Below are 21,680 nucleotides of genomic sequence, written 5' to 3'. Positions count from 1 at the left end.
GGACAGGTGAAATCCGGCCACCGGGAAGGTCGTTGCGGAGCCCGCGACCCGAAAATCGCTCGGAAAACTTCTGCTATTCGGCCAACCACGGAACGCGGCCCGCCCTACGCTGATGAGTGACGCCGGTGGGGGCCGGTGTTGATTCAGGGGTCGAGACACGCCGGGTGCGGCGTCCGGTCCCGGGTAGGTGCACAGAAGTCGCGGCGGCGGCCGCGGCGGCCGGTGGGCCACCCGGCCGGGCGTCGTACCCGTAGTCGTCCGTTCCCCGACCCTTGGGGGTTTTGTGGTTCGCATCCGGGTCCTGGTGGTCGACGACCACCGCATCTTCGCCGAATCTCTCGCAGCCGCGCTCGCGGCCGAGCCGGACGTGGACGTGTCCGCGGCCGGCAGCGGCCCCGCGGCCCAGCGCTGCCTGGAACGCGCGGCCGCCGAAGGCCGCCGTTTCGACGTGCTGCTCGTCGACGCCGACCTCGGCGCGGCCGGACCGCCGCCGGGCGCACCGCCCGTGGCCCCGCCCGCCGCCGGCCCGCCCGCCCCGGGCCCGCCGGGGACGCCCGGACCGCCCGGTACGGCCGGCGGCGCGGGTGTCGGCGGTGTCGGCGCGGTACTGCCCGTGCCCGGTCAGCGGGCGCCGGGTGCCCCGTCCCCGCCGCCGGCGGACGGGATCGCGCTGGTCGCCGGGGTGCGCACCGCCCACCCCGGCGTCCGCACGGTGGTCCTGGCCGAGCGGGACGACCCGCGCCGCGCGGCCCTGGCCCTGCAGGCGGGGGCGTCGGGGTGGGTGGCGAAGGACTGTTCGCTGTCGCGGCTGCTCGCCGTGATCCGGGGGGTGCTGCGCGAGGAGACCCACCTGGCGCCCGCCCTGCTCACCGGGGTGCTGCGGGAGCTGACGGCCGCCCGCAAGCACCGCACCGACAGCGAACGGCTCGTGGAGTCCCTCACCCCGCGCGAGCACGAGGTGCTGCGCTGCATGGTGGCGGGGCTGGGCCGCAAGGACGTGGCGGCGCGCCTGTTCCTGTCCCCGCACACGGTCCGCACCCACATGCAGAACGTGCTGGGCAAGCTCGGGGTGCACTCCACCCTGGCGGCGGTCGCGATGGCCCGGCGGGCCGGCGTGCGGCCCGCGGAGCTATCCGGGGATGTTGTCGAACGGAGCGGTCAACTGGCGTAGCAGGCCCGCCAGGTCGATGCGCTCGGCCGAGGAGAGCTGGGCCAGGATCGCCCGTTCCTGGGCCAGCAGCCCCGCGAGGGACTGGTCGGCGCGGTCGCGCCCCTCGGGGGTCAGGCGGACCAGGACGCCGCGCCGGTCGCTGGGATCCGGCAGCCGTTCGACGAGGCCCTTCTTGGCGAGCCGGTCGATGCGGTTGGTCATGGTGCCGGAGGTGACGAGCGTCTGGGTGAGCAGCTGCCCGGGGGAGAGCTGGTACGGGGCCCCGGCGCGCCGCAGCGAGGTCAGGACGTCGAACTCCCACGGCTCCAGGCCGTGCTCGGAGAAGGCCAGCCTGCGGGCGCGGTCGAGGTGGCGCGCGAGCCGGCTGACGCGGCTGAGCACTTCGAGCGGTTCCACGTCGAGGTCAGGGCGCTCTCGCCGCCATGCCGCGACCAGTCGGTCGACCTCGTCCTCCATGCCGATCAGTGTACGGGGTCTGTCGACATGAAGTCTCTTCAATTCAAGAATCTTGACATCGAGATATATTCTGGCTGAGCATGGGCATGGAGGGGGCCGGAACGGCTTCCGCTTCCGTTCGCCCCACCAGTAGGGAGGCTCGAACATGCATTCCGATACCGCGCCGGCCGTGCGCCCCCACGCCATGGACGGCTCCAGCCCCTCCGCACCCGTCTGGGACCCCCACCAATACCTGCGGCACGCGGGCCACCGAACGCGCCCCTTCCTCGACCTGCTGGCCCGCATACCCGAACTCCCCACCGGCCCGGCCGCCCGCATCGCCGACCTGGGCTGCGGCCCCGGCAACGTCACCGCGCTCCTCGCCGACCGCTGGCCCGAGGCTCACATCACCGGCTTCGACCTCTCCCCCGACATGCTCCGCCTCGCCGACGCCGAACACGCCGGACCCACCCCCGGCGGCGGCCGCCTCGACTTCCGCCCCGGCGACATCACCACCTGGATGCCCGAAGAGACCTACGACCTGATCGTCTCCAACGCCGCCCTCCAGTGGGTCCCCAGCCACCCCGGCTCCTTCGCCGCCTGGATCAACGGCCTGCGCCCCGGCGGAACCTTCGCCTTCCAGATCCCCGCCAACTTCACCGCCCCCAGCCACCGCCTCCTCGCCGAACTCTGCGACACCCCGCGCTGGCGCGAACGCCTCGGCGGACACGGCGCCCGCTACGTCCACATCCTCGAACCCGCCGAATACCTCGCCCGGTTCACCGAACTCGGCTGCGCCGTCGACGTCTGGGAGACCACCTACCACCAGATGCTCCAGGGCCCCGACCCCGTCCTCGACTGGGTCAAGGGAACCGCCCTGCGCCCCGTCCTCACCGTCCTCGGCGACGACCGCGACTCCGCCGAACGCTTCCTCGCCGAATACCGCGAAGCCCTGCGCCTGGCCTACCCCAGCGGCCCCAGGGGCACCGTGTTCCCCTTCCGCCGCATCTTCGCCATCGCACGCAAGGAGGCATGACGATGCTGAGCGCAGTCGACCACGTACAGCTCGCCGCACCCCCCGGATCGGAGGACCGGCTCCGCGCCTACTACCAAGGCGTCCTGGGCATGACCGAGATCTCCAAACCCCCCGTCCTCGCCGCGCGGGGGGGCTGCTGGTTCGCCGCGGGCGCGGTACAGCTGCACCTGGGGGTGGAGGAGGACTTCCGGCCCGCCCGCAAGGCGCATCCCGGACTGCGGGTCACCGGCATCGAGGAGTACGCCGGCAGACTCCGCGACCGCGGAGCGGACGTCGTATGGGACGACAATCTGCCGGGCCACCGGCGCTTCTACTCGCACGACCCCGTCGGCAACCGGCTGGAGTTCCTCGAACCCCTCCCCGGCCACTGAGCACACCCGCCCGCCGGCCCCGCACACGACGGCGCCCCGCCACCGGAAACCCGGTGGCGGGGCGCCGCCCCGCCCTGCGGCGGGGCTCAGCTCTTGCGGTGGCCCACCAGCCGCGGCCGGGCCTCCAGGTTCTCCAGCCCGTGCCAGGCCAGGTTCACCAGGTGCGCCGCCACCTCCGCCTTCTTCGGCCGCCGCGTCTCCAGCCACCACTGACCCGTCAGCGCCACCATCCCCACCAGCGCCTGCGCGTACAGCGGCGCCAGCTTCGGATCGAACCCCCGCGCCTTGAACTCCAGGCCCAGGATGTCCTCCACCTGCGTGGCGATGTCACTGATCAGCGAAGCGAACGTCCCCGTCGACTGCGCCACGGGAGAGTCCCGCACCAGGATCCGGAAACCGTCCGTGTAGTTCTCGATGTAGTCCAGCAGCGCGAACGCCGCCTGCTCCAGCAGCTCCCGCGGATGCCCGGCCGTCAGCGCGCCCGTCACCCCGTCCAGCAGCTGGCGCATCTCACGGTCCACGACGACCGCGTACAGGCCCTCCTTGCCGCCGAAGTGCTCGTACACCACCGGCTTGGACACCCCGGCCTTGGCCGCGATCTCCTCCACCGACGTGCCCTCGAACCCCTTCTCGGCGAACAGGGCGCGGCCGATGTCCAGCAGTTGCTGGCGCCGTTCGGCGCCCGTCATCCGGACCCGGCGTCCCCGCCGGGGCTTGTCACTGCTGGTACTGCTGCCGTCGATCGCCACGTCCCCCATCATGCCGCGTTCGGGCTCTTGTCCTTGCGCCGGGCGTCGATCCTCGCCCCCGACGGCCAGCGCACGTCCGAGGCCCAGCCGGCCAGCTCGAACCACCTGATCAGCCGCGCACTGGAGTCCACCTGCCCGCGCAGCACACCGTGCCGCGCCGACGTCGGATCCGCGTGGTGCAGGTTGTGCCAGGACTCCCCGCACGACAGCACCGCCAGCCACCACACGTTGCCGCTGCGGTCCCGCGAACGGAACGGCCGCTTGCCCACCGCGTGACAGATCGAATTGATCGACCACGTCACGTGGTGCAGCAGCGCCACCCGCACCAGCGAACCCCAGAAGAACGCCGTGAACGTGCCCCACCACGACATCGTCACCAGACCCCCCACCAGCGGCGGGATCGCCAGCGACACCGCCGTCCACCAGACGAAGTCACGGCTGATCCGCCGGATCGCCGGGTCCCCGATCAGATCCGGGGCGTACTTCTGCTGGTCCGTCTGCTCCTCGTCGAACAGCCAGCCGATGTGCGCCCACCACAGGCCCTTCATCAGCGCCGGCACGCTCTCCCCGAACCGCCACGGCGAATGCGGGTCGCCCTCGTGATCGGAGAACTTGTGGTGCTTGCGGTGGTCGGCCACCCAACGCACCAGCGGCCCCTCCACCGCCATGGACCCCATCACCGCCAGCACGATCCGCAGCGGACGCTTCGCCTTGAAGGAACCGTGCGTGAAGTGGCGGTGGAAGCCGATGGTGATCCCGTGGCACGCCAGGAAGTACATGAACACCATCAGGCCGAGGTCCAGCCAGCTCACCCCCCAGCCCCAGGCCAGCGGCACCGCCGCCAGCAGCGCCAGGAAGGGCACGGTGATGAACAGCAGGAGCGCCACCTGCTCCGCGGAACGCTTCTGCTCGCCGCCGCGCGTCGCGGACGGCACTGGGCTACCGGAAGACGCCGAAGCGCCCTCCATCAGATCGGGACTGACAGTCATCAGGGATCCCCTGGGGGGTGAGAAGCCGGCAGGTGCCCCGGTCACGGCCCCAGACCTACGGATCCGTAACCTACGGCAACGTAAGTATGGCAAAACCCTCCCGCCCGGCAAGAGGAGCGCGCCCTCGCCACCCCGCCCGGCACCCCCGCGGCCCCCCCGCACACGCCGCCCCGCCAGCACACCGGCACGCTCTGCCAGGGCACAGGGAGGCGCCGCCTATCCTGGTGTCGTCGGACAGCGCGGTCCGCACGGGCAGCCCGGGCTGCGCACCCCATCGGCACCGCCGCACGCGCACCCCCGGGAGCCCACAGCCCAGTAGCGCTCGAACACTGCAAGGAGCCGCACCTGTGAGCAGTGCTGACCAGGCCCCCCAGGCCCCCGTCACCCAGCCCGCCGCCCCGTCCGACCGCAAGGACGCCGCCCAGAGCGCCAACGCGGAGCTGCGCGCCGACATCCGCCGCCTCGGCGACCTCCTCGGCGAGACCCTCGTACGCCAGGAGGGCCAGGACCTCCTCGACCTCGTCGAACGCGTCCGCGCACTGACCCGCACCGACGGCGAGGCCGCCGCCGCGCTGCTGGGCGACACCGACCTGGAGACCGCCGCCAAGCTCGTGCGGGCCTTCTCCACCTACTTCCACCTCGCGAACATCACCGAGCAGGTCCACCGCGGCAAGGAGCTGCGCGCCCACCGCGCCGCCGAGGGCAGCCTCCTCGCCCGCACCGCCGACATGCTCAAGGACGCCGACCCCGAGCACCTGCGCGAGACGGTCAAGAACCTCAACGTCCGCCCCGTCTTCACCGCACACCCCACCGAGGCCGCCCGCCGCAGCGTCCTCAACAAGCTCCGCCGCATCGCCGCCCTCCTCGAAGAGCCCGTCACCGGAGCCGGCGAACGCCGCCGCCACGACCTGCGCCTCGCCGAGAACATCGACCTCGTCTGGCAGACCGACGAACTGCGCGTCGTCCGCCCCGAGCCCACCGACGAGGCCCGCAACGCCATCTACTACCTCGACGAGCTCCACGCCGACGCCGTCGGCGACGTCCTGGAGGACCTCGCCGCCGAACTCCAGCGCGTCGGCGTCGAACTCCCCGCCGGCACCCGCCCGCTCACCTTCGGCACCTGGATCGGCGGCGACCGCGACGGCAACCCCAACGTGACCCCCGAGGTCACCCGGGACGTCCTGATCCTCCAGCACGAGCACGGCATCACCGACGCCCTCGAACTCATCGACTTCCTGCGCGGACTGCTCTCCAACTCCATCCGCTACACCGGCGCCACCGAGGAACTCCTCACCTCCCTCCAGGCCGACCTCGAACGCCTGCCCGAGATCAGCCCCCGCTACAAGCGCCTCAACGCCGAAGAGCCCTACCGCCTCAAGGCCACCTGCGTCCGCCAGAAGCTCCTCAACACCCGCGAGCGCCTCGCCAAGGGCACCCCCCACGAGGAAGGCCGCGACTACCTCGGCACCGCCGAGCTCCTCACCGACCTCACCCTCATCCAGACCTCCCTGCGCGAACACCGCGGCGCCCTGTTCGCCGACGGCCGCATGGACCGCACCATCCGCACCCTGGCCGCCTTCGGCCTGCAGCTCGCCACCATGGACGTCCGCGAACACGCCGACGCCCACCACCACGCCCTCGGCCAGCTCTTCGACCGCCTCGGCGAGGAATCCTGGCGCTACGCCGACATGCCCCGCGACTACCGGCAGAAGCTCCTCGCCAAGGAACTCCGCTCCCGCCGCCCCCTCGCACCCACCCCCGCACCCCTCGACCCGGCCGGCCAGAAGACCCTCGGCGTCTTCTCCGCCATCAAGGACGCCTTCGAGAAGTTCGGCCCCGAGGTCATCGAGTCCTACATCATCTCGATGTGCCAGGGCGCCGACGACGTCTTCGCCGCCGCCGTCCTCGCCCGCGAAGCCGGCCTCCTCGACCTCCACGCCGGCTGGGCCAAGATCGGCATCGTGCCCCTCCTGGAGACCACCGACGAGCTCCGGGCCGCCGACGTCATCCTCGACGAGATGCTCGCCGACCCCTCCTACCGCCGCCTGGTCTCCCTGCGCGGCGACGTCCAGGAGGTCATGCTCGGCTACTCCGACTCCAGCAAGTTCGGCGGCATCACCACCAGCCAGTGGGAGATCCACCGCGCCCAGCGCCGGCTGCGCGACGTCGCCCACCGCCACGGCGTGCGCCTGCGCCTCTTCCACGGCCGCGGCGGCACCGTCGGCCGCGGCGGCGGCCCCTCCCACGACGCGATCCTCGCCCAGCCCTGGGGCACCCTCGAAGGCGAGATCAAGGTCACCGAACAGGGCGAGGTCATCTCCGACAAGTACCTCGTGCCGTCCCTGGCCCGCGAGAACCTGGAACTGACCGTCGCGGCCACCCTCCAGGCCTCCGCCCTGCACACCGCGCCCCGCCAGTCCCCCGACGCCCTCACCCGCTGGGACGCGGCCATGGACATCGTCTCCGACGCCGCCCACGCCGCCTACCGCGAACTCGTCGAGGACCCCGACCTGCCCGCCTACTTCTTCGCGGCCACCCCCGTCGACCAGCTCGCCGACCTCCACCTCGGCTCCCGGCCCTCCCGCCGCCCCGACTCCGGCGCCGGCCTCGACGGCCTGCGCGCCATCCCGTGGGTCTTCGGCTGGACCCAGTCCCGCCAGATCGTCCCCGGCTGGTACGGCGTCGGCTCCGGCCTCAAGGCCCTGCGCGAGTCCGGCCAGGACGACGCCCTCGGCGAGATGGGCCAGAAGTGGCACTTCTTCCGCAACTTCCTCTCCAACGTCGAGATGACCCTGGCCAAGACCGACCTGCGCATCGCCCGCCACTACGTCGACACCCTGGTCCCCGACCGCCTCAAGCACGTCTTCGCCCGCATCGAGGCCGAACACGAACTCACGGTCCGCGAGGTCCTGCGCATCACCGGGGGCGAGAAGCTCCTCGACTCCCAGCCCGTCCTCCAGCAGACCTTCGCCGTCCGCGACGCCTACCTGGACCCCATCTCCTACCTCCAGGTCTCCCTCCTGGCCCGCCAGCGCGCCGCCGCCGCCCGCGGCGAGACCCCCGACCCGCTCCTCGCCCGAGCCCTCCTCCTCACCGTCAACGGCGTCGCCGCCGGCCTGCGCAACACCGGCTGACCCCCGCCAGGACACAGGGAAGCCCCCGCCGAACCGGCGGGGGCTTCCCTGTGTCCTGCGGCGGATCGGCCGATCAGGAGTTGTAGGCGGACTGCGCCCGCTCCAGACCCTCCTGGACCAGGCACTCCACCGCGTCCGCCGACCGGTCCACGAACCAGCCCAGCTCCTTGCGCTCCGTCGAGGAGAAGTCCTTCAGCACGAAGTCCGCCACCTGCATCCGCCCCGGCGGCCGGCCGATCCCGCACCGCACCCGGTGGTAGTCCGCACCCATCGCCTTCGTCATCGACTTCAGCCCGTTGTGGCCGTTGTCCCCGCCGCCCAGCTTCAGCCGCAGCGTCGCGTAGTCGATGTCCAGCTCGTCGTGGACCGCCACGATCCGCTCCACCGGCACCTTGTAGAAGTCCCGCAGCGCCGCCACCGGACCACCCGACAGGTTCATGAACGACATCGGCTTCGCGATCACCACGCGCCGGTTCAGCGGCCCGGGCGGACCCATCCGGCCCTCGACCACCTGCGCCCGCGCCTTGTGCGCCTTGAACTTCCCGCCGATCCGCTCCGCCAGCAGGTCGGCCACCATGAAACCGATGTTGTGGCGGTTGCCGGCGTACTCCGCCCCCGGGTTACCGAGACCGACGATCAGCCACGGCGCCGTGCCGTCCGACATCAAAAGCTCCTCAATCCTCAATCCTCGATCCTCGATCCCGTGACCGAGAACGAGAACGACCGCCGTCCCGCTCCAGTGGAGCCGGACGGCGGTCGGTCAGCAACTGCTGAGGGGGAGGGGCGAGGCTCAGGCCTCGTCGCCCTCGGCCGCCTCGGCGGCCGGCTCCTCGGCCTGCGGGGCGACGACCTGCAGAACGGCGGTCTCACCGTCGACGGCCAGCGTGGTGCCGGCCGGCAGGACCAGGTCGGAGGCGTGCACCGTGGCACCGGCCTCCAGGCCCGCGATGGAAACGGTGACCTCGGTCGGGATGTGGGTCGCCTCGGCCTCGACGGAGATCGTCGACAGCAGGGTCTCCAGCAGGTTGCCGCCCGGGGCCAGGTCGCCCTCGGTCACGACCGGAACCTCGACCGTGACCTTCTCGCCCTTCTGGACGATCAGGAAGTCGACGTGCAGGATGTTGCGCTTCAGGGGGTGGCGCTGAACGGCCTTCGGGATGACCAACTCGGTGCCGGCGCCCTCGATGTCCAGGGAGAGCAGGACGTTCGGGGTCTTCAGGGCCATCATCAGCGCGTGGGCCTCGACGCCGACGTGCTTCGGGTCGGTGCCGTGGCCGTAGATGACACCCGGGGTCAGGGCGTCACGACGGGACTGGCGGGCAGAGCCCTTGCCGAAGGTGTCGCGGGGCTTCGCGGAAAGCTTGATCTCGGACATGTTCACTCCTCGTGGGGTGACGAAACGGACAGAGGTCACCCGGCCGGAACGGCCTGCTACGAAGAGCGCGTCGATAACGGAGCACCCGCACCCGAAAAACGGATACGGCCTCCCTCGCCGAGCAACTCGTCGAGTGTACCCGGCGGGGAGGCCGCCCCCAAAAGGATCTAGCGCAGGGCCCTCAGGCCCTTACTGCTGCTCCTCGAACAGGCTCGTCACCGAACCGTCCTCGAACACCTCGCGCACCGCGCGGGCGATCATCGGGGCGATCGACAGGACCGTGATCTTGTCGAGCTCCAGGTCCGAGGGGTCGGGCAGGGTGTTCGTGAAGACGAACTCGCTGACCTTCGAGTTCTTCAGGCGGTCGGCCGCCGGGCCCGACAGGATGCCGTGCGTCGCCGTCACGATCACGTCCTCCGCACCGTGCGCGAACAGCGCGTCGGCCGCGGCGCAGATCGTGCCACCCGTGTCGATCATGTCGTCGACCAGGACGCAGACGCGGCCCTTGACCTCGCCGACCACCTCGTGGACCGTCACCTGGTTGGCGACGTCCTTGTCGCGGCGCTTGTGCACGATCGCCAGCGGCGCGTCCAGGCGGTCGCACCAGCGGTCGGCCACGCGGACGCGGCCGGCGTCCGGGGAGACGACCGTCAGCTTCGTGCGGTCCACCTTGGCGCCCACGTAGTCCGCGAGGACGTTCAGGGCCGACAGGTGGTCCACCGGACCGTCGAAGAAGCCCTGGATCTGGTCCGTGTGCAGGTCGACCGTCAGGATCCGGTCCGCACCGGAGGTCTTCAGCAGGTCCGCCACCAGACGCGCCGAGATCGGCTCGCGGCCCTTGTGCTTCTTGTCCTGACGGGCGTACCCGTACGACGGGATGATCACCGTGATGGAACGAGCCGACGCGCGCTTCAGCGCGTCGATCATGATGAGCTGCTCCATGATCCACTTGTTGATCGGAGCCGTGTGGCTCTGGATCAGGAAGCAGTCCGCGCCACGCGCCGACTCCTGGAAGCGGACGTAGATCTCGCCGTTCGCGAAGTCGAAAGCCTTGGTCGGCACCAGGCTGACCCCCAGCTGGTGCGCGACCTCCTCGGCCAGCTCGGGGTGGGCGCGGCCGGAGAAGAGCATCAGCTTCTTCTCGCCGGTCGTCTTGATCCCGGTCACAGCACTGTCTCCTCAGACGTGTGAAAAGCTGCTCGCCCCCGTGTACGTCCGTCCCGCACACGGTGAGCCAGCCGAATTGCGTGCACCTATCACGGTACGCCGTCCCGGGCGCACTCGTTTCCGGTCAGTTCACCTCAGTGGTGGCCGGAGTCCTTCTCGGACGAGGACTGCGCCGCCGTCGCGGCCGCGCTACCGGGCCGCTTGCGGGCCACCCAGCCCTCGATATTCCGCTGCTGACCGCGTGCCACGGCCAGCGCACCCGCCGGAACGTCCTTCGTGATCACCGATCCGGCAGCCGTGTAGGCGCCGTCCCCGATGGTGACCGGAGCCACAAACATGTTGTCCGAACCCGTCTTGCAATGTGAGCCGACGGTGGTGTGGTGCTTGTGCTCGCCGTCGTAGTTCACGAAGACGCTCGCGGCGCCGATGTTCGTGTACTCGCCGATGGTCGCGTCGCCGACGTAGGACAGGTGCGGGACCTTCGTCCCCTCGCCGATCGTCGCGTTCTTCATCTCGACGTACGTGCCGGCCTTCGCCTTCAGGCCCAGGTTCGTCCCCGGACGCAGGTACGCGAACGGGCCCACGGTGGCCTGGTCGCCGACGACCGCCCCGTCCGCCACCGTGTTGTCCACGCGGGCGCCCGCGCCCACCCGGGTGTCCTTCAGGCGGGTGTTCGGGCCGACCTCGGCCCCCTCGCCGATGTGGGTGTCACCCAGCAGCTGCGTGCCGGGGTGGATCAGGGCGTCCTGCCCGAAGGTGACCGTCACGTCGACGAACACGCTGCCCGGGTCCACGACCGTCACGCCCGCGAGCATCGCCCGCTCCAGCAGCCGCGCGTTCAGCAGCGCGCGGGCCTCGGCGAGCTGGACGCGGTTGTTGATCCCGAGGATCTGGCGGTGGTCGCCGCCGACCGCCGCGCCGACGCGGTGACCCGCCTCGCGCAGGATCCCGAGCACGTCGGTGAGGTACTCCTCGCCCTGGCTGTTGTCGGTGCGGACCTTGCCGAGGGCGTCGGCGAGGAGGGCGCCGTCGAAGGCGAAGACACCGGAGTTGATCTCGCGGATCGCGCGCTGCGCGTCGGTGGCGTCCTTGTGCTCGACGATGGCCGTCACGGCGCCGGTCCGCGGGTCGCGCACGATCCGGCCGTAGCCGGTGGAGTCGGGGACCTCGGCGGTCAGCACGGTGACGGCGTTGCCGTCGGCCTCGTGGGTGGCCGCGAGGGCGCGCAGGGTCTCGCCGGTGAGCAGCGGGGTGTCGCCGCAGACGACGATGACGGTCCCCTCGACCGTGCCGCCGAGCTCTTCGAGGGCCATCCGGACGGCGTGGCCGGTGCCGTTCTGCTCGTACTGGACGGCGGTGCGGACGCCGGCGTCGACGCCGGCGAGGTGGGCGGTCACCTGCTCGCGGGCGTGGCCCACGACGACCACGAGGTGGGCCGGGTCGAGCTCGCGGGAGGCGGCGACGACGTGACCGACGAGCGAGCGCCCGCAGATCTCGTGCAGAACCTTGGGCGTCGCGGACTTCATGCGGGTGCCCTCACCCGCTGCGAGTACGACGACGGCTGCCGGGCGGGTTGCGCTCACGGGTGTGCCCTTCGGCTTCGGGGGTGGACCCGTGAAGGATAGCGGGGGGTCACGGACCGAAAACGAGGCCGGGTCCCGACCTTGAGGTCAGGACCCGAAACTGAGCGACTGTGTTCTGTGAGCTCCCGGAGAAGGATTCGAACCCTCATTCAATGGACCAAAACCATTTGTCCTGCCCTTAGACGATCCGGGATGGTTCGCCCTCTATGTCCGATTTTGTTGATCGGAATCGGTCGCAGCCCCTACTATGCCGCACCACCAGCCTTCGATGCGACGGTACAGACCGGCGCTTTGCAGCACGCGGACGACGAGGCAACCGTAGTAGCTGTCGCCTGAGTTCTTTCGCGTCGTCTTGGGGTTGTGTCGCTTCAGGGTCGTCTTGAGGAAGCGCGAGGGGTCGGCACCTGTGAAGTCGACCCAGAAACGTTCCGCGCCCACGACGTCGGCCGTCTCGTGGATCATGAGGCCGAAGCGGAGCTGCGTCTCCTCGACGCCCAGGAGGCGCAGCCATGCGAGGTACACGCCAATCATGTCGGGGTCGCTGTTGACGAAGGTCGCTCGTTCGCGGCGTTCGTACGGCTTGTCCTTGCTCCCCTCTGACCAGTACAAAGCTACGCCCAGCAGGAACAGCTCTCGGTCCGACAGCGTGCCGATCTCGGCAGCTGCCTCCCGCTTGACCCGGCGCCGCTCCTCGTCACGCATGGAGAGCGTGCGTTCCCAGCCGCGCTTGGCGATCGCGGATGCCTCCTCGGGGGATCGCTGACGGTCCGGCTTGGGGAGGTCGCGGACCCAGAGGGAGATCGAGCTCTTCGAGCAGCCCAGTTCGAGCTGGATCTGGTCGTAGGTCAGGCCCTGGAGGCGGAGCTCCCTGGCGCGGTCGCGGAGGTCGTCCTTCGCGTTCGGGCGCTTCGTCCATTCAGGGGCCTGCTCACCTTCCAGGAGGCGGTTGAGGATGTCGTTGTTGTCGACCTGTAGCCGGTCGCGGATCTGGCGGCGGCTGAGGCCTTCGCGGCGGAGGGCCACGGCCTGGGTGCGGAGGCCCTCGAAGTCGGCGTATTTGCTCATGGGGCCAGGTTGGTCCGGAATGTGGGATTCAGGTCTCGGATCGCGGGTGATTCATTCGTACGTGCGATTACCCCGCGTTCGCCGGAATTGCGTTCGCGTCCGTGGTGAGGGGGCTGCGTACGCTGGGCGGTATGACCAGTACGGGGGATGAGCGCGACGGGGCCGGGCGGGACGGGCCCTGGTGGTGGGAGCGGCGGCGGGGGGCCGTGCTCGATGTGGGGCTGGGGGTGGTCTCGGCCGCCGAGTGCGCGGTGGAGGGGGTTCCGTTCGCGCACGAGGCCGGGCTGCCCGTGGTGCTCGGGGTGCTGTTCGGGGTCGTGGTGGGGGCCGTGCTCGTGGTGCGGCGGCGGTGGCCCGTCGCGGTGGTGCTGGTGGGGATCGCCGTGACCCCGGCGGCGATGGGGTTCCTGCTCGGGGTGGTGGGGCTGTACACGCTGGCCGCCTGTGAGGTGCCGCGGCGGATCACCGCCACGCTGGCGTCGATGGCGCTGGCCGGGACGTTCGTCGTGACCTATCTGCGGACCCGGGGCGACGTGGACGGGGAGGGCGCGCTGGTCTTCGTGCTGTCCGGGTTCATGGCGGTGGCGCTGACCGTGCCGCCGGTGCTGCTCGGCCTGTACGTGGGGGCGCGGCGCAGGCTGATGGAGAGCTTGCAGGAGCGGGCGGACTCGCTGGAGCGGGAGCTGTCGCTGCTGGCGGACCGGGCCGAGGAGCGGGCGGAGTGGGCGCGTCAGGAGGAGCGGACGCGGATCGCGCGGGAGATGCACGACGTGGTGGCGCACCGGGTGTCGCTGATGGTGGTGCACGCGGCGGCGTTGCAGGCGGTGCTGGGGAAGGACCCGGAGAAGGCGGCGCGGAACGCGGCGCTGGTGGGTGACATGGGGCGGCAGGCGTTGACGGAGCTGCGCCAGATGCTGGGGGTGCTGCGGGCGTCGGAGCAGCCGGTGCGGGCGGTGGCCGCGGTGGCGGACGTGGCGGCGCCGGTGGCGGTGGCGGCGGTCGAGGAGGGGCCTTCGCTGGCGGAGCTGGAGGCGCTCGTGGGGCAGTCGCGGGCGGCGGGGATGAGCGTGGAGATGGTGGTGCAGGGGGAGCGGGGCGAGCGGGGGGCGTATCCGGCGGAGGTGGAGCAGACGGCGTTCCGGGTGGTGCAGGAGGCGCTGACGAACTGCCACAAGCACGCTCCGGGTGCGCGGGTCGTCGTACGGCTGGCGCATCGGGAGGGGGAGGTGGCGATGCAGGTGGAGAACGGGCCGTGCGAGGGGGAGGCGCGGGGGGCGGATCTGCCCAGTGGGGGGAACGGTCTGGTGGGGATGCGGGAGCGGGTGCTGGGCCTGGGCGGGGTGTTCGTGTCGGGGCCGACGGACGGGGGCGGGTTCAAGGTGTCGGCGGTGCTGCCGTTCGGCTAGGCCGGTCGGTTCGGTGGTCCCGCCCCCGGGGGGTCAGGGGGCGGTGGCGAGGCGGGCGGGCTGGAGGCCGGTGAGGAGGAGGGTGAGGGCCTCGTCGAGGGTGTTGCCGAGGTACCAGTCGCCGGTGTGGTCGACGAGGTAGGTGCGGCCCTCGCGGTCGATGGCGAGGTGGGCGCCGCCGGTGGTGTCGGAGCCGAGGGGGCAGAGCTGGGTGGAGAGGGCCCGGCCGAGGTCGGCGAAGGTGCGGGCGAGGTGGAGGCCGGTGAGGGGGTCGAGGCGGACCGGGGTGGGGGCTATCTGGCGGCCGGGTCCGGGGGCGGTGACGGTGAGGCCGCCGAATTCCGCCCAGGCTTCGACGGCCGCGGGGAAGACGGTGTGGCGGTGGCCGGCCGGGGTGGTGTGGTCGCGCAGGACGTCGGCCCAGTACTCGGCCTGCTTGATGTCCCAGCGGCCGGGTTCCCAGCCGGCGGTGCGCAGGGCGGCGTCGACGCCGACGGGGAAGCGGGTGGCGGAGGAGCGGCCGTAGGAGGCCGCGGAGGCCGAGGCGGCGGAGGAGGGTGAGGAGGCGGTCATGGTGGCTACTCGGGGTGGGTGAGGTCGACGGGTCGGACGCCGAAGTGGTTGAGGAGCGCGTCGCAGGAGCGGCAGGGCGGTGCGTAGCTGCCGTGGAGGGGGTCGCCGTCCTCGCGGATGCGGCGGGCGGTGATCTTCGAGTGCTTCAGGGCGCGGCGGGCCTCGCTCGCCGTGAGGGGCTTGCGGGAGGCACGTCTGCTGCGGGCGCCTTCGACGGTGGTGAGGTGGCGGGAGAGGAGTATCGCCTCCGGGCAGCGGCCGGTGAAGCGTTCCCGCTGCCCGCTGGTGAGGGTGTCGAGGAAGTCCTGGACGAGCGGGTGCAGTACGGGTGGCTGGTCGCCCTTGCCGGCGGTGCCGGTGAGGGTTTCGCCGCGTACGGAGAGGGCGGCGGCGACGGTGGGCAGGATGCCGTCGCGGCGGAAGCGCAGGACGGGCGGGGTGTGGGGGCCCGCGGCGCTGCCCCAGCGCAGGCGGGGGTCGCCGGCGGGGCCGGGGTCGGTGTCCTGGGCGCGGCCCGTGCGGGGCGCCGTGTGCTGCGCTCCCGCCGTTCCCCCTGTGCCCGCCGTGTGCGTGGTCGCTGTCTGCATGGTCCCTCTTCCCTCCCGTGGCGGCGGTGCCGGCCGCTGTCGCGCACGCCCCCGTGCTGCGGGGACAGCCTGTCAAATGTCCGCTGTCACGTGGAAGCGGGGTCGAATATTCGTATCAATTCGGATGTTCCCGCCCCGTGCGCCCCCGTGGGGGTCGCGGGCGGCCGGGGGTCTTGCCGGAGCACATAGGCTGTGGTGAACCAGCCAGATCCAGCAGGGGGCCACCACCATGACGACAGGTCGGCTCGGGCAGCAGGCCGTGCCACCCAACGCCGCGTACGCGGGGCAGGTCGTGCATTTCCCGGACCCGGTCCGGGCCGCTCGGCATCCCCACGGCGTGCGGATGGACGGGGACGGTCATCCCGATTTCTCGCGGTACGCGCGTGCGGCGGTGGAGATCGCCGAGCCCCCGGAGGGTTTCGGCGCGGACGAGCTGCGGCTGACGGACTGCGTGTCCGCGAACGCGGCGATGCGCGCGGCGGGCCATCCGCTGTGGGACACGGTCGGGCCGGTGGCGACGCCGCACGGCTGGACCTGGCACCACGTGGCGGGTTCGCGGCGGATGGAGCTGGTCCCGGTCGAGGTGAAGGCGCTGCTGCGCCACCACGCGGGTCTCGCGACGGCTCCGGTGGACCACGAGAAGCGTGGCGGCCGGCCGTTGCAGGAGGTGCGGCCGGTGCACCTGGGGCTGCCGAAGACCCTGGTGTCGGTGTCGGAGACGCAGGTCCAGGGCGTCGAGGAGGATCTGGGGTACCGGCTTCCGGAGGCCTACCGTTCGTTCCTGAAGGCGGCCGGCGGCTGCGCGCCGGTGGGCGCGGGTCTGTTCGTGGAGCTGGGCATGCTGGTGGACCAGCCGTTCTTCACGGTGCGTGAGGAGGCGGCGGTCAACGACCTCGTCTACATCAACAAGTGTCTGCGGGACCACCTGACGAAGGACTACCTGTGCGTGGCCTTCGTGCAGGGCGGGCTGCTCGCGGTGAAGGTGCGGGGGGACCAGGTCGGTTCCGTCTGGTTCTCCCCGTACGACGACGCGCGCGACCGGGACGGCTGGTCGGTGCAGGAGCGCGTGGAGCGGCTGTTGCTGCCGTGCGGTGCCGATTTCGATGCCTTCCTGGAGCGGTTGGCGGGGAACCCGCCGGAGCTGGAGACGGTGGCCGGTCTGATGGTGGACGGCGGATTCGCGCGCTCGGTTGCAGTGTCGGGGTCGGTTCCGGTGGCTGGCACCGGCATGGGTGAGGGGTGAGCGCGTCGTGGTGACGTTCGCGCAGGCGCAGGAGCGCGCCGAGGAGTGGATCAACGGGGACGTGCCCGGGTACCAGCACCGTGAGGTGCGGGTGCGGGAGTTCGGGCTGGGCTTCGTGGTGTGGGCGGAGGACCGGGCCGGGGGTCCGGTGTCGGGTGGTGGCCGGCAGCGGCTGGTCATCGCGCGGGACAGCGGTGAGGTGACGCTGTGGCCGGGGCTGCCGGTGGGTGAGGTGATCCGGCGGTACGAGGAGGAGTACGGGGCCGCTGCGACGGCGGCGGCTTCGGAGGCTTCGGTTCCGCCGCCGCGGATCGATTCGGAGCAGACGTCGTTCATGCTGAGCCCGCCGGAGTGGCTGCAGGAGGCCGCGGACCGGGCGGGGATTCCGCCGGTGGTGGGGGCGGGGGCCGGTGCCGGGTCTGGCTCTGGCTCTGGTTCTGGTGTTTCCGGGGCTGTTGGTGCGGGTGCGGGTGCGGGTGCGGGTGCCGGTGTGCCGGATGCGGTGCCGTTGCGGCGTGAGGGCGAGGTCGCTTACGAGCCGACCGCGAACGACGGGGTGCCGGCCGGGTCCACGCCCTGGGCCGGTACGGATGTGAACCCGGGCGCCGACGACGGCTCCGTGCCGCTGCCCGCGACGGTGTTCGCGCCGGCGCTGTCGGGCTCCGACCTGGACGACGCGCCGGGGTCCGCCGGCCCGGGTGCGGAGGCCAGGACCACGCTGATGCCGGGTGGCAGCCAGCTGCCGAGGACCGCGATCGTTCCGGGGCTGGGGCTCCAGGCCGGGCCCGCGGGTGCGGGCGCCGCCGACGCGTCGGCGGGCGGGGCGCCGCAGGGTGGTGGCGGCCCGGTGCCGCCGCCGGTGCCGGCTGGGGCTCCGGGTGGGCCTGGTGCGCCGGGTGAGCCCGGTGGGCCTGGTGCGGCTGGGGGGTCGGCGCCGGCCGTGCCGCCCGTTCCGTCTGCGCCTTCCGGGCCCGGTGCGCCCGGTGCGCCCGGGGGTGGGGCCTATGCCGCGACGATGCTGGCCGCGCCGGGGACGGTTCCGCCGCCCGGGCCGCCCGGTGCGCCGACGCCGCCTTCCGTCCCGCCGGGTCCGCCCGGTGCGCCCTCCGCGCCCGGTTCCGGTTCGCTCGGGGGCGGGGCCTATGCCGCCACGATGCTGGCCGGTCCGGCGGTCGTGCAGCCGCCGCAGCCTCCGGGTCCCCCCGGCGCACCGCCCGCGCCTCCCGGTGCTCCCGCCGCGCCGGCGCCTCCCGGTGCGCCCGGCGGTTCGCTCGGGGGCGGGTTGCAGCACGCCGCGACGATGCTCGCGGGGCCGGCCGTCGTGCAGCCGCCCCAGCCGCCCGGGCCCCCGGGTGCGCCGGTGGCTCCGCCCGCGCCTCCCGGTGCGCCGGGTGCTCCCGGTGGGGCCGGGGGCTCGCCGGGGGGCGGGCTCGACCATGCCGCCACGATGCTGGCCGGTCCGGCCGTCGTGCAGCCGCCCGCCCCGCCGGGGCCGCCCGGTGCTCCCGGTGCGCCCGGGGCTCCTGGTGCGCCCGGCGGCGGTATGCAGCATGCCGCGACGATGCTGGCCGGCCCCGGTACCGTTCCGCCGCCCGGGCCGCCTTCCGCGCCGCCCGGCGGACCCGCGGCGCCGCCGCCGGCCGCCCCGTCCGGCGCGCCCACGGTCGGGCCGGGCTACCAGGCCGTGCTCCGCTACCGTGCGCCCGACGGCTCCGAGCAGCAGCTCATCCGCCGCTCGGCGCCCGGTACCCCGCACCCCGAGTGGCAGATCCTGTACGAGCTCCGTGCGATGAACGTGCCGCCGCAGCAGGTGCTGGAGCTGCACACCGAGCTGGCCTCGTGTGAGCTGCCCGGCGGTTACTGCGCCCGGATGATCCGGGAGACGTGGCCGCAGGTGCGGATCACGAGCGTGGCCCCGTACGGGACCGACCACGCCGGTCGTCAGCAGGGCATGCGGCACCTGCTCACCCATCAGGGTGAGCTGCACCAGGTGGCGGACGGTCCGGCGCGTCCGGCGCCGGTCCGCGCGCCGCTGCCGCAGGTCCCGCTCCAGCCGGCGATCCCGATGGACGCGATCGCGCAGGAGCTGGCGGGTGCCTTCGGGCCGCAGGGGATCTTCCGTTTCGACCAGCGGGCGGTGTCGCGCCAGGGCGTGCCGGAGATCGTGGCGCAGACGCTGATGTGGGCGGGTCTGCCCGTCGATTTCGGGCCGTTCTTCTGGGCGCAGGCCGTACCCGGGCAGCCGGTGCCGACGCTGGCCGAGCTGGCCGCGCAGCGGCAGGTGCAGCCGGCCTCGGACGCGGGTTCGTACCTGGTCGTCGGCAGCGACTTCGGCAAGGCGCTGTGCGTGCAGTACGGGACGGCGCACATCGTGGCGGTGCCGGTGGAGGGCGGTCCGGGCGGGGCGCCCGTGCCGCCGCAGTTCGTGAACTCGAGCCTGCCGCAGTTCGCGCGGTCGCTGGCGATGCTGGGTCACATGTGGCGGCTGCGGCAGCATCTGACGCCGGAGCAGGCGGGGCGTTGGACCGTCGATTTCCAGGCGAATCTGGCGGGGCTCGACAGTGCGGCGCTGGCTTCGCCGGAGAGCTGGTGGTCGGTGCTGCTGGAGCAGATGTGGGACGGACTGCTCTGATCGGGCCGCGTTGATGATCGGATGAATGGCCGGGCCGGGACCCTCGACGGGGGTCCCGGCCCGGCCATTCAGGCTTCTGGCCTCAAATGACGCATCCTTGACGGGAATCCCCGCGAGAGAGGCGCTTCCAGGATGAGTGCACCCATGTCACCTCACGGACCCCAGGGTTTCTCGACCGTGCGCGGTGGCCGCGGCTACCGGCCGGAGGACGTCGACCGGTACGTCACCCGGCTGGCCGGCAGCCGGGACGAGGCCTGGGAACGGGTGGCACGGCTGACCGTTCTGGCGCGGCGGATGGAGGAGGAGGCGGAGCGGCTGCGTGTGGCGGTGGCGGCGCTGGCTCCGCAGACGTACGACGAGTTGAGCGAGCGCGCCCGGCGGATCCTGTCGCTGGCCCAGGAGGAGGCGGAGGCCCTGCGGGCGGACGCGCGGGCGGACGCGGTGGAGGCGGCGGGCGCGGCCGAGGCGCACGCGGACCGGGTGGCGGAGCTGGCGCGGCACGACGCGGAGGCCGTGCGGGAGCAGACCGAGGTGCGGGCGCGGCAGGGGCTGTTGCGGGCGCAGCGGGAGGCGGACGAGGTGCGGGCGGCGGCGCGGGAGGAGGCCGCGGGGTGGCGGGCCGAGGCGCAGGCCGGGCTGGCGGAGGCGCGGCGGCGGTCGCAGGCGTTGCTCGCGGAGCGGGAGCAGGAGCAGGCCGAGCGGTGGGACGCGGCCGGGCGGGAGGCGGCGGCGCGGGAGGCGGAGCTGGAGGCGCGGCTCGCGGAGATGGAGCGGTACGCGCAGGGGCGGTTGGCGGAGGCGCGGCGGGGGTTCGCGGAGGCGGAGGAGTCGGCGCGGCACGGGCAGGAGGACGCGGAGGCGCGGGCGGCGGAGCTGGTGGCGCAGGCGCGGGTGCGGCAGGAGCGGGTGGGGCGGGAGACGGAGCGGATCCTGCGGGAGCACGCGGAGGCGCAGGAGGAGATGCGGGCGCACATGAACCACGTCCGCTCCAGCCTGGCGGCGTTGACGGGGCGGGCGCCGGCGGAGGGGTAGGCCGTTGCCCTGGCCGGGCGGGTGTGGGGTCGGCCTTTGCCCTGGCCGGGCGGGGTGGGGGTTGGCGGGGTCGGGGTCGGGGGTGGCCGGTGTCGGGGCCGGGGTGGGGTGTCGTCCGGGGCGGGCTTCGATGTTCGGCGCTCTGTGGGGGGTGGGGGTGGTGCGGCGGGGCATGGCGCCGAAGTCATCACGTTTTAGCCCCGGACGACACCCCACCCCGTCCCCGCCCCCGGCCGGAGCGACCCTGACCAGGGCGGACGGAAGCTAGCCGGCGGCGACCGGTGCGGGCACGTGGTGGTAGGGGTCGCTGCGCAGGCCGCGGGAGGTGACCACCACCGTGAACGGCGGTTTGGCGTCCGGCGGGAGGACGGCCGTGAGGGTGCCCGTCGCCGGGTCCTGGGCCGCCGGCACCGGGGTGTCGTCCACCGTGAGGCGGGGGTCGGTGAAGCCGCCGCCCTCGACGGTGAGGACGCCGTCGGGGGTGACGGCGGCGTGGGTGATGACGGGGTTGCCGCGGGTGGCCATCTTGTTCACCAGGTACGCCCCCGCCGGAGCGCCCGTCAGCGCCCAGATCTCGCCGGGGAGTTCCGGCAGCCCGGCGCCCACGTCGGAGAGGAAGAACAGGATGACGTAGAGCATCGTCACCGCGCTCAGGGCCACGTACTGGAGGTCCACGAGGTCGGTGCGGCCGCTGTCGTTGGCGATGAGCTCCCGCAGCGGCCGGCGCCCGGTCGCGGTGGGCTTGGCGGCCGGCTTGGCCAGGGTGCCGTGCTCCACCCGGATCCCGACGACCGTCTTCGCCGCGATCAGGGCGACGTAGGGGCCGCCGAGCAGCGGGAGGTAGACGGTGGTCAGGGCGGACAGCGGGCCGTGTGCGCCGCTGAACCAGCCGGTTCCGCCGCCCGCCGTCAGCCCGTAGCCGAGGATCGTGAGCAGCAGCCAGACCAGGACCACCGTCCAGGCCAGGGCCAGGGTGGTCGAGGTGGAGAGCCGGCCGTCGCGTCCGGTGACGAAGCCGGGCCTGCGGTACAGGCGCAGGATGACGGGGCCTGCCAGAGCGGCCAGTAACGCCAGGGCCAAGAGTGCGGATGTCATGTCGTCCCCCCGGGATGCGGTCCTGGGGAGAGCCTCA

19 protein-coding genes and 1 tRNA gene are annotated in these 21,680 nt (G+C 72.7%); 8 read left to right on the top strand and 12 right to left on the bottom strand.

The window, feature by feature from the left end; all coding sequences use genetic code 11:
- Nucleotides 1–283: 283 nt before the first annotated feature.
- Nucleotides 284–1,171 (top strand): DNA-binding response regulator, encoded by an 888-nt coding sequence (locus ACFY0O_RS20970; RefSeq protein ID WP_388948495.1) that lies wholly within the window; start codon nt 284–286, stop codon nt 1,169–1,171.
- Here ACFY0O_RS20970 and ACFY0O_RS20965 read toward each other — a convergent pair.
- Nucleotides 1,130–1,627, bottom strand: coding sequence for a MarR family winged helix-turn-helix transcriptional regulator (locus ACFY0O_RS20965; RefSeq protein ID WP_388948493.1), 498 nt, complete (start codon nt 1,625–1,627; stop codon nt 1,130–1,132). The two genes, ACFY0O_RS20970 and ACFY0O_RS20965, sit on opposite strands and share 42 nt — an antisense overlap.
- Before the next feature lie 145 nt (nt 1,628–1,772).
- On the opposite strand from ACFY0O_RS20965, the gene ACFY0O_RS20960 reads away from it, so the two are divergent.
- Together ACFY0O_RS20960 and ACFY0O_RS20955 are read left to right on the top strand one after the other, a co-directional pair.
- Nucleotides 1,773–2,642 carry a trans-aconitate 2-methyltransferase gene (locus tag ACFY0O_RS20960; protein ID WP_388948491.1) on the top strand — a complete coding sequence of 290 codons (870 nt, stop codon included), beginning with the start codon at nt 1,773–1,775 and terminating at the stop codon, nt 2,640–2,642.
- A gap of 2 nt (nt 2,643–2,644) precedes the next feature.
- Nucleotides 2,645–3,013 (top strand): VOC family protein, encoded by a 369-nt coding sequence (locus tag ACFY0O_RS20955; protein ID WP_388948881.1) that lies wholly within the window; start codon nt 2,645–2,647, stop codon nt 3,011–3,013.
- Nucleotides 3,014–3,099: 86 nt separating this feature from the next.
- Here ACFY0O_RS20955 and ACFY0O_RS20950 read toward each other — a convergent pair whose 3' ends face one another.
- Nucleotides 3,100–3,774 (bottom strand): TetR/AcrR family transcriptional regulator, encoded by a 675-nt coding sequence (locus tag ACFY0O_RS20950; RefSeq protein WP_125603004.1) that lies wholly within the window; start codon nt 3,772–3,774, stop codon nt 3,100–3,102.
- A complete protein-coding gene (locus ACFY0O_RS20945; RefSeq protein ID WP_388948487.1) occupies nt 3,771–4,751 on the bottom strand; it encodes an acyl-CoA desaturase in 981 nt (326 codons plus the stop codon). Before ACFY0O_RS20945 ends, ACFY0O_RS20950 begins: the two co-directional genes overlap by 4 nt.
- Nucleotides 4,752–5,191: 440 nt before the next feature.
- Between ACFY0O_RS20945 and ppc the strand changes: the two genes are divergently transcribed.
- Complete coding sequence (gene ppc, locus ACFY0O_RS20940; RefSeq protein ID WP_388948879.1) at nt 5,192–7,885, top strand: phosphoenolpyruvate carboxylase; 2,694 nt, start codon at nt 5,192–5,194, stop codon at nt 7,883–7,885.
- A gap of 73 nt (nt 7,886–7,958) precedes the next feature.
- Here ppc and pth read toward each other — a convergent pair whose 3' ends face one another.
- The 6 genes from pth to ACFY0O_RS20910 form a co-directional block, all read right to left on the bottom strand.
- Nucleotides 7,959–8,549, bottom strand: coding sequence for an aminoacyl-tRNA hydrolase (gene pth, locus ACFY0O_RS20935; protein WP_388948484.1), 591 nt, complete (start codon nt 8,547–8,549; stop codon nt 7,959–7,961).
- Between the two features lie 126 nt (nt 8,550–8,675).
- Nucleotides 8,676–9,260, bottom strand: a complete 585-nt coding sequence (locus ACFY0O_RS20930) for a 50S ribosomal protein L25/general stress protein Ctc (RefSeq protein ID WP_388948481.1) — start codon at nt 9,258–9,260, stop codon at nt 8,676–8,678.
- Nucleotides 9,261–9,449: 189 nt separating this feature from the next.
- Nucleotides 9,450–10,427: a ribose-phosphate diphosphokinase gene (locus tag ACFY0O_RS20925; protein ID WP_042815924.1), complete on the bottom strand. Its 978-nt coding sequence runs from the start codon at nt 10,425–10,427 to the stop codon at nt 9,450–9,452.
- 134 nt (nt 10,428–10,561) lie between these two features.
- Nucleotides 10,562–12,010, bottom strand: coding sequence for a bifunctional UDP-N-acetylglucosamine diphosphorylase/glucosamine-1-phosphate N-acetyltransferase GlmU (gene glmU / locus ACFY0O_RS20920; protein ID WP_388948478.1), 1,449 nt, complete (start codon nt 12,008–12,010; stop codon nt 10,562–10,564).
- Nucleotides 12,011–12,132: 122 nt separating this feature from the next.
- A tRNA-Gln gene (locus ACFY0O_RS20915) sits at nt 12,133–12,203 on the bottom strand.
- Between the two features lie 11 nt (nt 12,204–12,214).
- Nucleotides 12,215–13,075, bottom strand: coding sequence for a hypothetical protein (locus ACFY0O_RS20910; protein ID WP_388948475.1), 861 nt, complete (start codon nt 13,073–13,075; stop codon nt 12,215–12,217).
- A gap of 131 nt (nt 13,076–13,206) precedes the next feature.
- Here ACFY0O_RS20910 and ACFY0O_RS20905 point away from each other — a divergent pair, with 131 nt between their 5' ends.
- On the top strand, nt 13,207–14,481 hold the full coding sequence (locus tag ACFY0O_RS20905) for a sensor histidine kinase (protein ID WP_388948473.1): 1,275 nt from the start codon (nt 13,207–13,209) through the stop codon (nt 14,479–14,481).
- A gap of 33 nt (nt 14,482–14,514) precedes the next feature.
- On the opposite strand, the gene ACFY0O_RS20900 is transcribed toward ACFY0O_RS20905, so the two are convergent.
- Both ACFY0O_RS20900 and ACFY0O_RS20895 read right to left on the bottom strand, forming a co-directional pair.
- Nucleotides 14,515–15,054, bottom strand: coding sequence for an SUKH-3 domain-containing protein (locus tag ACFY0O_RS20900; protein ID WP_388948470.1), 540 nt, complete (start codon nt 15,052–15,054; stop codon nt 14,515–14,517).
- A 5-nt stretch (nt 15,055–15,059) separates the two neighbouring features.
- Nucleotides 15,060–15,641 carry a YwqJ-related putative deaminase gene (locus tag ACFY0O_RS20895; protein ID WP_388948468.1) on the bottom strand — a complete coding sequence of 194 codons (582 nt, stop codon included), beginning with the start codon at nt 15,639–15,641 and terminating at the stop codon, nt 15,060–15,062.
- Between the two features lie 229 nt (nt 15,642–15,870).
- Between ACFY0O_RS20895 and ACFY0O_RS20890 the strand changes: the two genes are divergently transcribed.
- The 3 genes from ACFY0O_RS20890 to ACFY0O_RS20880 all read left to right on the top strand — a co-directional run bounded on the left by ACFY0O_RS20890 (nt 15,871) and on the right by ACFY0O_RS20880 (nt 20,548).
- Nucleotides 15,871–16,884, top strand: a complete 1,014-nt coding sequence (locus ACFY0O_RS20890) for an SMI1/KNR4 family protein (RefSeq protein ID WP_358894570.1) — start codon at nt 15,871–15,873, stop codon at nt 16,882–16,884.
- 7 nt (nt 16,885–16,891) lie between these two features.
- Nucleotides 16,892–19,516, top strand: coding sequence for an SUKH-4 family immunity protein (locus ACFY0O_RS20885; RefSeq protein ID WP_388948465.1), 2,625 nt, complete (start codon nt 16,892–16,894; stop codon nt 19,514–19,516).
- A gap of 144 nt (nt 19,517–19,660) precedes the next feature.
- Complete coding sequence (locus tag ACFY0O_RS20880; RefSeq protein ID WP_388948463.1) at nt 19,661–20,548, top strand: cellulose-binding protein; 888 nt, start codon at nt 19,661–19,663, stop codon at nt 20,546–20,548.
- Between the two features lie 264 nt (nt 20,549–20,812).
- Here ACFY0O_RS20880 and ACFY0O_RS20875 read toward each other — a convergent pair whose 3' ends face one another.
- Nucleotides 20,813–21,643 (bottom strand): hypothetical protein, encoded by an 831-nt coding sequence (locus ACFY0O_RS20875; RefSeq protein ID WP_388948460.1) that lies wholly within the window; start codon nt 21,641–21,643, stop codon nt 20,813–20,815.
- Between the last annotated feature and the right edge of the window lie 37 nt (nt 21,644–21,680).

Origin of the sequence: Streptomyces sp. NPDC001594, assembly GCF_042893675.1 — a bacterium.
GTDB lineage: Bacteria > Actinomycetota > Actinomycetes > Streptomycetales > Streptomycetaceae > Streptomyces.
Note: the sequence above shows the minus strand (reverse complement) of the source record. Positions and strands in the feature narration are given on the sequence as shown.